Annotated in this window: 9 protein-coding genes; 5 read left to right on the top strand and 4 right to left on the bottom strand. The window is 41.4% G+C overall.

What is annotated here, in order from left to right; all coding sequences use genetic code 11:
- Positions 1-8: 8 nt before the first annotated feature.
- The 3 genes from NKT06_RS30690 to NKT06_RS30680 are packed head-to-tail and all read left to right on the top strand — an operon-like array spanning position 9 to position 2,112.
- Entirely contained in the window at positions 9-779 is a 771-nt protein-coding gene (locus NKT06_RS30690; protein WP_253442001.1) for an HAD family hydrolase, read from the top strand.
- Positions 776-1,114, top strand: coding sequence for a DMT family transporter (locus NKT06_RS30685; protein WP_253441999.1), 339 nt, complete (start codon positions 776-778; stop codon positions 1,112-1,114). The genes NKT06_RS30690 and NKT06_RS30685 overlap by 4 nt, the downstream gene beginning before the upstream one ends.
- The gene (locus tag NKT06_RS30680; RefSeq protein ID WP_253441997.1) at positions 1,114-2,112 is read left to right on the top strand and encodes a metallophosphoesterase family protein; all 999 of its coding nucleotides are present in this window, start codon (positions 1,114-1,116) and stop codon (positions 2,110-2,112) included. Before NKT06_RS30685 ends, NKT06_RS30680 begins: the two co-directional genes overlap by 1 nt.
- 530 nt (positions 2,113-2,642) lie before the next feature.
- Here the strand turns inward: NKT06_RS30680 and NKT06_RS30675 are convergent.
- The 3 genes from NKT06_RS30675 to NKT06_RS30665 form a co-directional block, all read right to left on the bottom strand.
- Entirely contained in the window at positions 2,643-3,752 is a 1,110-nt protein-coding gene (locus NKT06_RS30675) for a response regulator (RefSeq protein ID WP_253441995.1), read from the bottom strand.
- Entirely contained in the window at positions 3,749-6,790 is a 3,042-nt protein-coding gene (locus NKT06_RS30670) for a sensor histidine kinase (protein WP_253441993.1), read from the bottom strand. Before NKT06_RS30670 ends, NKT06_RS30675 begins: the two co-directional genes overlap by 4 nt.
- Positions 6,791-7,032: 242 nt before the next feature.
- Positions 7,033-11,418 carry an S-layer homology domain-containing protein gene (locus NKT06_RS30665; RefSeq protein ID WP_253441991.1) on the bottom strand — a complete coding sequence of 1,462 codons (4,386 nt, stop codon included), beginning with the start codon at positions 11,416-11,418 and terminating at the stop codon, positions 7,033-7,035.
- A 577-nt stretch (positions 11,419-11,995) separates the two neighbouring features.
- Between NKT06_RS30665 and NKT06_RS30660 the strand changes: the two genes are divergently transcribed.
- A complete protein-coding gene (locus tag NKT06_RS30660) occupies positions 11,996-13,453 on the top strand; it encodes a carboxylesterase/lipase family protein (RefSeq protein WP_253441989.1) in 1,458 nt (485 codons plus the stop codon).
- A gap of 169 nt (positions 13,454-13,622) precedes the next feature.
- Here NKT06_RS30660 and NKT06_RS30655 read toward each other — a convergent pair whose 3' ends face one another.
- Positions 13,623-14,774 (bottom strand): VanZ family protein, encoded by a 1,152-nt coding sequence (locus tag NKT06_RS30655; protein WP_253441987.1) that lies wholly within the window; start codon positions 14,772-14,774, stop codon positions 13,623-13,625.
- Positions 14,775-15,015: 241 nt separating this feature from the next.
- On the opposite strand from NKT06_RS30655, the gene NKT06_RS30650 reads away from it, so the two are divergent.
- Complete coding sequence (locus NKT06_RS30650; RefSeq protein WP_253441985.1) at positions 15,016-15,357, top strand: zinc ribbon domain-containing protein YjdM; 342 nt, start codon at positions 15,016-15,018, stop codon at positions 15,355-15,357.
- The last annotated feature ends 119 nt before the right edge of the window (positions 15,358-15,476 follow it).

The raw sequence follows: 15,476 nt of genomic DNA, 5'->3' as shown, positions 1-15,476 counted from the left end.
TTTAACCAATGCAAGAAGAGATATATGTAGACGGATTAACATTTCCGATTGAAGCCGTTTTGTTCGACAAGGATGGGACATTACTTGATTTTACGGGCATGTGGGGGTTCTGGACCGATTGTGTGTTGGATGGCTTCAGAGACCAGCTAGCTACCCGGGGACTGTGTATCAACACAGAGGAACTTCCACAGATCTGGGGTACATTCCACGATGACCAAGGCCGAATGAATGGGTATGACGTGCGCGGGCCGCTTGCGATGGGAACCATGGATGAAGTGTACGCCGTGTTAACATGGCATGGATATCGTGCGGGTCTCAGCTGGGCGGAAGCCAAGATGATAGTTCGGGAGTGTTTGGCGCAAGCAGAGGAAGAGATGGAGAAGCATCGTCCGGCACGTCCGTTACCGGGAGTTCGAGAATTCCTTGAACAGTGCCGTCGCGAAGGCATGGTTTTGGGTGTCGTGACGGCGGATGATACACCTAGTGCAGTCAAGCACTTGCAGTGGATGGGGCTGGATTCCTTCTTTGACGTAGTGATTGGTACCGATCTGGTGGAGCGGGGTAAACCTTTTCCCGATATGCTTCTACTTGCTTGTGAACGGTTGGATGTATCAGTACAGCATACGGTGGTCATTGGAGATACGGACGGAGATATGGAGATGGCACGAACCGCTGGTGCGGGGTACAGGATTGGCATTGGAGAACCGGGGAGAATCCATTTGGCGGACAGAACGATTCAATCCTTCCATGAATTGCTGAATGGCGGGTTGAATCGATGACGAACAGTCACGGCTACTTAGGCTGGGTGCTGTTGGCATTGGCCATTGGTCTGGAGCTGAGTGCTACCATTTTGCTAAAAGTATCGGATGGGTTCTCACGGTTATGGCCTTCGGTGTTGATGTTTGTCTGTTATGGTGCAAGTTTTACGTTTCTTAATTATGCAGTGAAGTATATGCCGCTGGCTGTAGCTTATGCGATCTGGTCTGGCGTGGGCATTACGCTCATTGGCGTTGTGGGGCACTATTTTTTTGGTGAACGTCTGCGGCTCACGTCGATGGTATGGATCGGTTTTATTCTGATTGGCATTATTGGACTGAAATGGAGTGATTCTTGATGAAAAATGAACATACACCGGAGCAACCTATTGCCAGCTTCCAGGTCATTACGGACACACATGTTAGAGATGAGGCAGACCATATTCATAACCGGCATCTGGATCAGGCATTAGCTGATATAGCTACATTCAGTCAGGGGAGCAGCGGAATTATGCATGTGGGTGATGTGACGGATCGGGGACTGCCGAGCGAATATCGTGAGTTGCAGCGCATATGGAAGCAACATGCGGAGAGCTTGCCGGACATCCGGTACACGGTAGGTAATCATGATATTGGAGCCGTGATATGGCAAGATCCGCCGATCGTTTTGCTTGAGATGAAAGAGGATGATGTAGCCGAGTTGCTGGAGCAGGAGGGTCAGGATGGGGCGCCAATCTCTTCAGGAGTCGGACCCATTACAGTCGCCGGGTTATGGCAGCGGCGATGGAGTGATTTTGAAGCGATAACCGGCATGAAGGGCTCTTACCACGATCACTGGATTGATGGGTATCATTATATATTCCTGGGCACCGAACAACCTCACCCGAAGGATTGCGATATGTCAGTTAAACAGTTGGAGTGGCTGGATGCAAAATTGTCTGAGCGTGCAGCGCCAGATCATCCCATCTTCCTGTTCTTGCACCAGCCGTTAATGGATACGGTAGCTGGATCAATGAAGGAACAGGGATGGTATGGTGTGAATCAGGATGCGGAACTCAAAGCCGTTCTAGCGAAATACCCGCAAGCAATCCTCTTCTCAGGCCATACCCATTGGCAGTTGGAGGCGCAGCATACGATGTACGATGGTGCGGGCTGCATGCCAACCATGTTTAACGCTTCGTCTGTAGGTTATCTCTGGACGGATCAGGATGAGCATCTGGAGGGCAGTGAAGGACTTCATGTGGAGATTTATAAGGATCGAGTCGTTGTGAAGGGACGGGATTTTGTCGCGGGCGAATGGATCGAGGGTGCTGAGTTTACGGTGCGATATCCGAGTGTAGCGCATATTCTGGGATAATTAGGATAAGGGGCACTCAAAGAGTGTCCCTCAGATTGTCGAGAAACCCGATTCTCCTTCGAGAGTTGGGTTTCTTTGTTATCCAAGTACTCGTATTCTCCTAGAAAGGCAGGCCAAGGAGGCCGTTCAGTGGATTGGTGGGATGCTTGCGACCAAAGCTGTACAGCTCGGTTAACGCCTGGTCAAATGAGATTGATGCGTATGGCGCTCGGGTGAGCCGGTGGAGTTCAGCAACTCCTGCTTCTGCTCCCAATTTGTAGCCGAGATTCTGCAATGTTCAGGCATCAAGCTGTGGAATGAGCTGCCTGTGCTGTGACACCGGATGATTTTCGCCAGCGTTAACGATTGCAACTGGTCTATGAGGGGAAGTCGAGGGAGTATACGCTGGAAATTTAACGTTGAACAGACTGCTACCGGAGAACATTGCATCGGTAACGAACGCTAACAAAGAATTAAATTCAATTAAGAAGAAACGGATGAGGAAATTGCATAATCTACCAATTTGTTACTTATCTTGGTCTTATGTTAATTTAAGTATTGGCCAGATATTCGTTAAATCTCCTATAAATCCTTTCGGGAACAGAAAGACTTATTTCAGCTAATTTGGCCTGTATAGTTTCAAAGAATTTTAAACAATCTTGTTTTTTGTTTTGTTCAATTAGGAATTCTAATAATATAAACATATATTGTTCATTGAATTCATCTAGTTCTAGCAGCATTTGTAAGCAATTGTATTTTAATAAGGGATTAACTGAGTTTGTGCAAGTAACATATTGTTCAAGTGCATGCAATACGCCCTGCTTTAACCGGAGTCTTATTTGGATAGCCCATAAGTATTCCTCCTCCACTAAAAAATCTCCCTCATAGCAATTAATTAACCGTTGAATAGATTTTTCATCATGTTTTTCCCGTTCTAACAATTGATTGAGTTCCTCATAATCACTTTCAATTTCAACATTTAATTGGTAGTGATTATTTACTAATTGAATTGGATCTTGTATTCCCCTTTCTTTTAAAAGCTTTCTCAATTGATAAATAGATGTATGTAAATTACTTGAGGCCTTTTCAAAGTCCAAATTTCGCCATAACTCTTCTGCGATGATGGCGTTTAACATTGGTCTTTTTTGATTAAATAATAAGAACAAAAAAAGTTCGCGAACTTTCCTTGTACGCCATTTTACTACCTCCCGCTGAGGATCAAGCAGATAAAAACTGCCTAAAGTATGAGCGTATAACAGGCTTTTTTTATTCATAGGAGGCACCTTAACTTGTAATTGCGATTTTTTCTGGGCTTTTGTTAACGCTTTAATCAAGCGCTTTTCATGTACAGGTTTTAATAAATAATCGGTAGCCTCTACTTCAAAAGCATCCACTGCAAATTGCGAATGTGCTGTCACAAAAACGATTTGTAGGGAGGGGTGTTTTTGTAACATTTGTCTAGCTATTTGCATACCGTGCACATCGATCATTTCGATATCCAGAAATACAAGTTCAATGGCCTCTTTCTCCAGAAAGCCAAGGGCATCTACTGCATTTGTAAATGTCCCTTGGATTGAAACCTGGAAATGCGTTAGCCGTTTAATCATAATACTTAATACATCGATTGCCATTTTTTCATCATCAACAATAATTATGTTCATGCTCCACCACCCTCTGGTAATAAAACGACAATAGTTGTTCCCTTTCCTTCTTCGCTGTATAGACGTAAACTTGCATTTTTCATTAATTTGAATTTCTTTAATGGATTCATAAAACCAATACGTGCGCTTTCTTCATTAATCAGCTTTTGAAGTTTTTCCTCAGGAATACCTACACCATTATCATAGATTTTAATTCGGACAAATTGGCCTTCACGTTGAATACTTACCTCAATTGTACCGCCTTCTTGTTTCTTAGAGATCCCGTGGAAAACAGCATTTTCAACTAATGGCTGAATGGAGAGTGCAGGAATCATTAATTGAATGGACTCATCAATATCATATTTAATATTTAAACGATCACCAAAACGCATCTTTTCAATATATAAGTATGCCTTGACAAGCTCCACCTCTTCTTCGACAGAGACAAAGCTATTTCGGTAATGGACATTGAGTTTGGCACGGAAGTAGGTTGCAAGACAGTAGAGTGCTTCTCGTGTATTGTTCATATCCGTATAGCTTAAACCAATAATTGTATTCAGCGTGTTGTAGACAAAATGCGGTGTGACCTGTGAATACAAATAATTCAGTTCTACTTCAATTGCATCAATTGAAGATTGACGGATGGCTAAGAGAGATTCAATACGAATAAATAGTTTATCCATTAAAATAGGTTTTTGTAAGTAATCATTTGCACCAACTTGTAAAGATAACACTAAATCAGAATGCTTCATGATCGCTGTTAAGATAATAATCGGTAGTTCCAACATATCATATTGTTTTCGTACTTGCTTACATAGCTCGTAACCTGACATTCCATTCATCATTAAATCGATTAACATACAATCTACCTGATTCGTTTTAATATAGTCTACTGCATCGAAACCATTATCTACTGCAATTACAGTATATCCCTTAATTCGTAACGCCTCAGCTAAAACTTGTATATTGACATGATTATCGTCCACCAGAAGTATCTTTTTATTATTTCCTTTATACATGAGTGGCAATTGAAGCTGTAATTCTTTGGTTCTATGCCCGGTAGATGATTGCTCAATGCTCATATGCTCGCCATTAGCAAGTGGCATTGTAAATGTAAATGTAGTACCTTCTCCTACCGTACTTGTAACATAAATCTCGCCTTTTAACTTTTCGACAATGTTTTTAGTGATACTTAATCCCAAACCGAGCCCTTCTTTTTTATGATTATTTCCTTGATAAAAGGCATCAAAGATACGGTCTATATCTGGTGCCGGAATACCACAGCCTGTATCTCTTACTTGGATGACCATCTGATGTTGATGGACATAGGCTGTCACAATGATTTCTCCAACCTCTGTATATTTAATGGCATTGTGCAGCAAGTTGTATAGAACCTGCTTAAAACGTAATTCGTCTGTGTACATATTCGGTAAATTCGAACCAACCTCTGCATCAATACTTACTAGGTGATTCATTGGCATCACACTACGAATTTCTAACACAACTTCCGTAATAACAGAGGGTGAAACACTAGAAGGGGCAACCCTTACCTCTCCTGTCATTTGATTCGAAGAGAACAACAAATCCTCTACTAAATGTCCTAAACGCTGAGTCACACTATGAATTAAAATGACTTGCTCCTGTTGAGCCCGTTTTAGAGGGCCTTGAGCTCCTTCCATTAAGGACTTTGATAAATTTAAAATACCGTTAAGGGGTGTCCGTAATTCATGAGAAGTTTTCAGTAAAAATATATCCTTCATTTGATTATGTGTGAGCAATTCCTCTGATAAGGCCTGGATTTTTAAAATAATCTGGTTTGCACGGGAATTTAATAACGAAGCAAATCCGAATAATATTAGTAAAAATAATGCGAATTCTGTGTAATCTATGGGAACGCCCATTATAAAGTTAAAAGTCAGTAAAATGGTATAACAACTAATAGCCGAAATCACGATTAGAACATAACGAACGCCTTCAAGGTGATGTAACATTACTTTAATAAGAGTCCATAGATTATAGAATATGACTGGAGCCGTAACACAGATATACGCCATTTTTCTAAGGAACAACTCCAAATCTGAAGAAGCTCTGTGATTTTGGGTAATTGGGTTATAAATACCATAAAAAATAATTACAACCCCAAGTAAAATCATAAACATATATATTGTTTTTCTTCTTTGTACTTGCGGGTACATCGAATGAATAAACAGCGTTAAAGTTAGTAGCGCTATCGGAATAATACTGAGCTGTAGACGCAATTGATTGAAGGCGGAGATATCGGGAAATAACAGGAAAAACACTTTTTGATTAATAAATGACATATACAGTCCCAATGAAATGGTAAAAAGACCAAAAAATAATTCTTCTTTGCGTTTACGATTCTGTAAAAATGTAAAGATATAAATGATTCCGAATAACACATGCCCAATAGATACTAATGCGTCTAGAAATACTTTCCAACGATATTGGTTCTGGATGACTTCCATCGTACCAAATTCAATAGGGTAGACAATACCAGCCTGTGGGGAATTATAGTTGGTTACATGGATAACAATATTCAGTTCTTTATTTTCGCTACGAGCAAAAACTGTATATTTATCATCATTCTCGGACCCATATTCACTTAAAACTGTGCTTGTCTTCCCCTTTGCTCCTACCTCTACATCATTTATAAACACACGATTCGCTTGACGAATAGTCCGTATAAACAAACCGTAGAATCCCTCCGTTGGTACATGTACCTTGACATAATAGGTCCCAACTGAAATTCCCTCTTTATTGGGCTCTACATACTCTCTCCAGTTAAATGGCACATCAAGTGTGATTCGTTTATTCTGATCGTTATTGATCTGTGCCAAAGAAGGAATTAAAACGTTTGGATAAAAATACCAATGGCCTTCCAGCTTAACGGGTCTTTGTAACTGCTCAGTGGATATCTTTACCGTTCCATCTTGTACAATTTTGGAATGGTTACTGGTCATATAATGCCAATTGCCAAGTGAAAAGACACTAACAAACAGCATGATAATACTCAAAATGATTAGGATATTCCTTTTCACTATCATGCCTCCATATATGAGTGAATTCTTATGTATGTTTACATCATAGGGTTATTGTTTTTTTCAATCAACTCCTTTTGAAATGTTATCATACTGCGCTTGAACAAAATCTGAACAACGGATCAGGGTTCTAAAACATGTATTCATATCAAAAACACCCAGTCAAGGTTAAGATCCTAGACTGGGTGTTTCCTTTAGCTACATTTCTTAGATACAGATATTAATTTTTGCAGCACTTACGCCTATCGGATGGTTAATTCCACCACGTCTTCATCCTTAGTATTATGGGCAGCATCTTCTAGGTTATTAACCTTTACAGTTACTGTACCAGCCGCTGTAATATCGTCTTGTAATGTTACTGTCAACGTTCTCTTATCTTCCGACCAAACTCCCGATCCCGGATCGATCTCTTGGTCACCGATAGATAGTAGACTGAAAGTTACGGGTTCACTAAATGTCAGCTCAACAATTTCGCCCGTACTAGCTTTTCCATCAACATTATGATCTACTAATGCTGCTAAAGTAAGGGTTGGAACTTTACTTTCCTTAATAGTGACAGGGAAAACTTTCGTTTTCTTCATCCCATTGTGTGTAAATGTAGCTGTTAATGTCACCACATCATCTGCATCGTCATTGCTGCTTCTAGTAACCGTTCCATCAGCATGGACTGTTGCACCATCAACTGTATCTGCAATCCATTCGACTAGAACACCATCTACATCCGTTGGTAAATTTAAAGCCTCTGTTACACCCTGTAAGGTTGGATTACTGGCTTTAATTAAGTTTTCATCAATTTTTGCCCGTGCCTCATCAAGTACTGCCAAGTCATCAGGATTATGCTCATACGCATCTTTTGTTTTTCCAGCACCAGCAGCATCTAAATCAAATATAGCAGTTTCTGAAATATTTAAATTTGCATAGTTGACGTTATTTCCAATCCCAAATCCATTGGCGGCTGGAGCCGTGATAACAATTTCACTAGCACCACTCGTTGTTAAACTAGAGCCCTCCCCCAAGTAAATCCCATATACGGTACCAGGGAAAGTACTTGTTTTCACATTTATTGTACTATCAGCGATATTTACAGTAGCACCTTTGGAAGTTTGAATACCATTGGCACCTCCGTTTGCACCATTTGATGAGATTGTAGAATTAATAATGTCTATTGAAGCACCTTCTACATCAGCTCGTACTCCAATTGCATAATAAGAACTATTGTCAGAATTCGTAAAATGAACTGAAATAGTTGTATCTTTTATTTCTAGTTTTGCATTAGCATTTTTTAATAGAATCCCTGAAGCTCCATAACCACCACCTGCTGGAAAATCCACCGTTACATGATCAAGTATAACGTCCGCAGATCCGCTAATATAAACTGGTCCACGTTCACCATCCTGTGCTGTTCCTAAATAGCTACCTGTAACTGTTAGATTTTTCAATAAAACTTCACTTGGCGTTGCTGTGACCGCCACTCCAGCCGTAAATTCCAATTTATTCTGACCATCAATAATAACAGGGTTAGCTAAAGCTAATTTAGGAACTGAAATAGGATTTGTTACGGTATCATCCACTGTTATTGTTTTTACCAAACCATCTCTCACATAGTTATGATTAACACTATTTACGACTTCCGTACTGTCTTTTACACGTAAAACAGTCGAAGTGGTAACCTTAAGAGTTTCCCCGTCTGCAAAAGCGACTTTTTGCGAATTACCGCTTTTTGTAACAGTTACAGACTTGAGTGAAAATGAACCTGATGCGATGGTACCTTGAGCGATATCTTCATCTGTGTAAGAGATTGCTAAACCTTCAACTGATTCCCCATTCTTTGAGAAAGTAATCGAATTTTTTATTTTACCAGCAGCTTCACTTATAAATGTACCATTCTCCCAAATGAAGTCGCCGGTTAAGTTGTTTTGAACAATTTTATAAGCAAATGGAGTATGCTGTAATTTGACCGAATTGGTTATACTTTGACCACCATTTGCATCTTTTACTGAGCCTTCCACTAGGGAAATATCAGAGCCAACTTTAAAAACATTAGCGCTGGTAGTGTCTCCACCGATGGTCATGGTGAGGCTTGTCCCATCCTGAGACCAAACCGCTTTGATTGGATATTGATCAGTACCCATCCCAAAAGCGAAATCTTTCCCAAAAAGATGCTCATCAATACTATGATCCTCTGTGTTCCCGCTATATCGAACGGGTTCACTAAATTTGAATGTAATTGTATCTCCTGGTGAAGAATCTCCGTCTTTATCGATATCATTTAAAATGGCACTCACTAGGTAAGGCTTTTTCGATTCTAACACTGTCGTTTCGATGGAAGCCTCTTTGATTGCATCTCCATTCGTTGCTGTAACCTTTAACAAAAGTTTATCATTCTCATTATCCGCATCATCTTGCATTACGTTTCCTGTTGAAAGATCAATGCTTGCGTTATGGTCGCCCACTTTTGTAGCTGAATCCCATTTAAAGCTTGTACCATTTGGTCCCACTGTAACTAAATCAAGCGGAGTAGACACCTGCTCTAAGCTTGGGTTGTCTTTTTTAATAAGTGATGGAAGCAATGCGGTATCAACTACTAACTTTAATTCATTCTCTGTTAAAGGCTTCTCTTTTTCAGCAATCGCTTTTTTAACTGCGGTTGTTACATCTGTGATATTTTCCGGCGTAACACCCTTAATATCAATGCCTTCAAATAGTTTGATTAAAACATCTGCACCCGGTGCTGGTGTGGCATTGATTTTATCTTGCATTACCTCTACAGGGCGTTTAATCGTATGTGTCATTTTACCATTAGCATCCACTGTAACGATAATCCGTGCTTCCTTTAAGGAAGGTGCATCTTCTTTAATCGAAATAGTAGCTGTACCCGGACCTTTGGATGTGATGACGATTTCTCCATCCTTTAGAGCAGCGGTTGCGACCGTTCCATTACTTGATGTAACTGTTGTACCAATCATGCCTACAGCAAGTGGATCTTCGTTGTCTGTATCTTCAATATTATTGGCTTTTAAAGTTTGTGAAACAAATGGATTCGGTGTGCCCCCATTGTTTCCACCGTCTGTTGATCCGCCACCATTAGATCCGCCTCCACTCGAAGGTGCTGTCGGTGTTGTTGGAGTTATCGGGGGTTCTACCTGCGCGGTATTCGTCACATTTTTTATTGCAGAAGATATACCTCCCGGGTATTTTACAGCGTCCTCAGGCTTTATATTTACTGGCTTAATTAAAGTATCAATTGTAGTGTCTTTTGGGACAATCAGTTGACTTCCGTATTGTTTCGTTTCTACTGTTGCCAGTTGGGCTTTGTTTTCAAGCGTTACTTTTATTGGCGTGTCAATTGTTAAATGGTTTGTTTCAAGCTGTCCTTTGACGACTACGTTCTGATTCCCGTTAAAATGGATTGAATTAATTTTACCGGCAACTTCGATACCCGATACATTATTACCAACCTTGATAGATGGTGTAGCATTGTTCGTGACTATTTCAGTGTTGTCACGATTCACAACAATTTCATCTACTGTTGTGTTCGTAAGCTTAATAACTGATTTCTGCTCACGCTTTGCTTCCCCTTTAATAATCAAGTGTCCGTTTAATGCAAGCCCATTTAATTCAATTTGCTTTTGGTCACCTTTTTTAACCGTAATATCACCAGTAATATTAGCATTTGCCAGCTTAATATAATCGCCTGCAATGGTTATATTGGCTTCGACAGTACCTCCAGCCAAATCCAATGTTAGCGGGTTATTCACCGTTCCTCCATTAGTCAATTCCAGGTTGCGAATACCGATGATTTTTGTGCCAATTTTGATAAAGTCTAAATTTGCCTCATTCAACGCTGCTAAATTTTTTGAATGAAGTAATGGCTGGAGTTCTTTTTTGATGTAATATACCTGACCACCCATAGTCATTTTATTGCCGATAATTTCAGAAATAATTTTCTCATCTGGTTGGCGGTTATCACGATAATCTGTTGTTTTCTCGGATCTTATTGTAAATGCTGCCATATCTCCACGAGTTAGTGTTGAAATTCCACCGTATTTTAGGGCAGATTGTCCGGTTGTGATACCTAGATCATATAAGGTTTGAATATATGGAGCAGCCCAATTATTTTTTAATTGTGTATCCGTAAATGGTAAATTAATTTCTTTAGCGGGTTCTAGACCATAGCCATTGACAATAATTTTTGCCATTTGATTTCGTGTAATAGGTGAGTTCGGTTTAAATGTCCCATCCTGAAAGCCATCGATAACACCTGCTTCTTTTAATGCTTCTATGTACGGATATGCCCAGTCACTCGTTGAAACATCCTTAAACGTAGGATTAAAAGATTTGGTAACATTTAATCCTAGATTGAGTGCCAAAATCTTTGAAGCTTCTGCACGTGTTAACAATCCTCCTGGTTTGAATGAACCATCTTTATAACCACTAACAAAACCACGCTCAAATAATTCATTCACATATTCATAATAATTCGAAGCAGCTTTGATATCTGTAAACGTTTCCCCATTCTCACTCGCTTGTATATAATCCGGTGCCACAACGGTAAGTGCACTTGTTGCTATCGTTGTAGCAAGTGCTATTTTGAAAAATTTGTCATACAATACTGTGTTTTTATTCATCTCACTATTTCCTCCTCATGAAGTTTAATTTCAGTTTGATAAGTTATGTCCTTAATTTAACGAAGTACATCTGAACAAAATCTGAACAAAATTAAGACATGAGGGAGAGTGGAATCTGTCACTCCATCGAATTAGGTTATGTATCAGTGACGGATGAAAGCATAGGTGCAGTACAGTCTCACTTGTGAATCTTTCGGCAATCTGCCCATGAGGGTATAGGCGACCGTGGTGCTGCAAGAATGTCAGGAGTTGCAACAGAGGAGGATGAGCACATGAAGGGTAGTGAGATTTTATACGAATTCTTTATTATTGCAGTAAAAGTTCCACGTGAAACTTAGCTTTAGCGCTTGAATCTGGACAAACTTGTAAATGGGTCTTGCGGAGATCTATACTCAAATAAGTGGAAACGCGCCTGCCAGTAGACGAAAGGGCGATGATGCAAATGAAAGATTATTCTTTGTGTACGATATTTAATAAACCTTGAGAAAGAATTTCGGCAGCCCAATTTTACACTGGATCTGAGCAACACCTGTCGTAAGCAGGAACTATCGATCAGTAGAGAGGATGTATGTGACTCATGAGAGAACTTCAGGTTCAAACGAAATATGGTACAGTTCAAGGCGAACTTTTGCACGATGCAAGCGTATGGAAAGGCATTCCCTATGCGAAACCTCCGGTAGGTGAGCTGCGTTTCAAGGCTCCGGTACAACCCGAGTCATGGGATGGGATCAGACAGGCTACACAATTTGGACCTGAGAATATACAACCTCGAAATCATCAACCTGAAGGCCTGACAGAACTTCCGAACGAGTCAGAAGATAGTCTATATCTGAACATCTGGGCACCTAAGGAAAAAGGGGCAACACCACTGCCGGTCATGGTATGGATTCACGGCGGCTCCTTCGTATCAGGTTCAGGTAGCCAGCCGATGTATGATGGTACACAGTTAGCGGTTCGGGGGGACGTCATCGTTGTGACGATCAACTACCGATTAGGACCTCTGGGTTTCCTGCATATGGCTCCATTAGGTGATTCATATGTATCCAATGCAGGTCTGCTGGATCAGGTTGCGGCATTACAGTGGGTGAAGGATAATATCTCTGCTTTTGGTGGTAACCCGGATCAAGTGACGGTGTTCGGCGAATCGGCAGGCAGCATGAGTATTGCAGCACTGATGGCGATGCCAGCGGCCAAAGGACTGTTCCAACGTGCCATTATGGAGAGTGGTGCTTCCCAGTTCATGCCGGCAGAACAAGCCTCAGCGTTGCGGGAAGGGATGCTGAAGATTCTTGGGGTGGACCGGGACAACCTGCAGAAGCTAAATACAATTCCTGTAGAGCAGATTATTGCAGCCGGTGAAAAGGTCAAACAGCAGAGCGGGGCAGGTATGGCCTTATTGTTCCAACCTGTATTGGACGGGCAGACATTACCACAGGTGCCACTTCAGGCGGTGAACGAAGGCTCAGCGCAGGATATTCCGGTGCTGATTGGTACGACATTACACGAGGGTGCACTGTTCATCCAGCCGCATGTGCCTTTTTCAAAAGAAATCGATATGGTTCAGGGCGTAGACTTTATGACACCAGATCTGGAGAACCGGGTAGCCATCGCGGACAGTTATCCCAAAACAGCTGATGGACAAGCTCAGGTCATGACCGATATGTTCTTCTGGCGTTCAGCGCTGCAATATGCTGCGGCACAGCAGAAGTATGCCCCGGTGTGGATGTATCGATTTGATTGGATCATGCCGGAACATCCCTTGTTAAAAAGAGCGATTCACAGCATCGAAATGTTCTTTGTGTTTAATACACTGCATGTCCTCAAATTCATGAATGCAGAGCCGGATGAAGCTGCGGCGGCACTTGCCCTCAAGGTACAGGATGCCTGGATTTCCTTTGCCAAGAACGGCCAACCTGAAGTTGCAGGTGTGAACTGGCCTGAATACGAGCAGGATCGTGCGACACTAATCTTCAACCATGAGATTGAGGTCGTACATGATCCGGATGCAGCCAAGCGAGAGCTGTTGGGGTTATAATTCAGGCTGGTTATTGTGTAGGGAGACTCTGAATAACTGTTATGAGCCCAATCAAAAGACGACGTTCATTTTTACAATGAAACGTCGTCTTTTTTTTGATTCGGCTGAAGAAGCAGAACGTAAGCACCAATTAAGGTGACAATACTCATTGCATTGTTATTTCCAAACATTATTTACGAGAGGCCAGCGTGCGGGACACCTCATCGAAGTAGAAGGAACGTTTCCCACGGGAGAAGAGCACGATCAAGACATGAACAAAGAGCACTGCGTAGACTAACATATAGACACCGACTGTTCCCAGGGAAAGCAATATTTGATAAGGCTGAAGCATAACATCCTGATGACCTGAAAAAGCATAATCGTTGACCAAGCGAATGATCGTAACCAGCAGCCATGGAACATAGAGTGCGGCAAATCTTTTGAATAACGATTCACTGGTGGGTGTGCCGGTCTGACGATCTACATAGCGGAATCGCATTATAATTGAGCCTGGAGTTACCCCGTTTCTTACCCAAGGGATGAAGAACAGCACAATGACCATAGCAATGGATGTACTTAGCGCATCACTGATCACATCAGACGCTGTAAAGATGGAGATGAGATTCGAAAGGAAAACAACAACGACTCCATCGATAATCAACGCGAGCAATTGAGGCATAGCATATACTCGGTTTTGCTCCACGATCTGTTCGCTCTTCGCCTGAATACTTGCACGTGATGGGAATAAAGCAAGCAGGATGGGCGCTGTGAAGAATCCAATGACCGTTCCTGAAGTATTCAATAACAGATCATCTACATCGAAGAGGCGGTAAGGACAATTATAATACCCGTAGAATCCGGTGATCTGGGTGATTTCAAAAAATAAGGATAGCCCGAAGCCACCAAGCAGGGCATACGTCCAGAACGATCTCTTTTGAAAAAAGTAACGAATATATACACCTAGCGGCATGAGAAGCAGAACGTTAAATAGCACTTGCAGAAAGGCTCTGCCCTGAATCATACCAATATAACTGGATGGCTGAGACCATACAATGGGGGTTTCTTTCATGATGTCTTTGACAAAAGTGAATGGAACGAGATTGTAGTAGATCGTGCCAGCGGTTTGCTGCGCACAGGTATCTCGCGTAGTCGGAAACGGGAGAATGACGAGGCAATAGGCAGCCAGAATATAAAAGATAAAGGAAAAGCTGACGCCAAACCGCGACCAACTGAAGAAGCCGTCTTTCCGATAACCATAGATCAACCACGGCACCAGCAAGAACATGGCCGCAACAACAAAAATGAAAAAAGCCGTTTGCACAGGAAAAACATATGAGGACATGAGCAGGAACTCCTTTGGTATTAAATATAATAACAATTCATAGAGACATAAAATTCATATATGTGTTGGTATAGTGTGTATCGAATAGTTACATCATACGTAGTTACCCTTAAAGTGAGGGATGCAAGAACCTTAAATTTGGTTTAAATCCATTCATGCAGTGAGCAATCGTATGGAATATACCACCGAAATCCCGTATACTTGCGGGAAAGCCAATCGTAGAATGGAGAGTTTAATACATATGTCTAATTTGCCTAACTGTCCCAAGTGTAATTCAGAGTACACGTACGAGGATGGTAACCTGCTGGTTTGCCCGGAGTGTGCGCACGAATGGTCTTTGGAAGCAGACAGTGATAACGCAGAGGATACCAAAGTAATCCGTGATGCCAACGGAAATGTGCTAAGTGATGGCGATACCGTTACCGTCATTAAAGATCTGAAGGTTAAAGGTAGCTCGCTTGTGGTCAAACAGGGCACGAAGGTGAAGAATATCCGCCTGATTGATGGGGATCATGATATTGATTGCAAGATCGACAGCTTGGGTGCAATGAAGTTAAAATCTGAGTTTGTGAAAAAGATATAAGATCGAGAAACGTTCAGTTCCGCATTCAATGGGAATTGAACGTTTTTTTGTTTGACAGGAAATATTTAGTAGATATATACTGATTGGAATTTAATTTTGAACATGGTTAGGTGGTCTAC

Origin of the sequence: Paenibacillus sp. 1781tsa1 (genome assembly GCF_024159265.1) — a bacterium.
GTDB lineage: Bacteria > Bacillota > Bacilli > Paenibacillales > Paenibacillaceae > Paenibacillus.
Note: the sequence above shows the minus strand (reverse complement) of the source record. Positions and strands in the feature narration are given on the sequence as shown.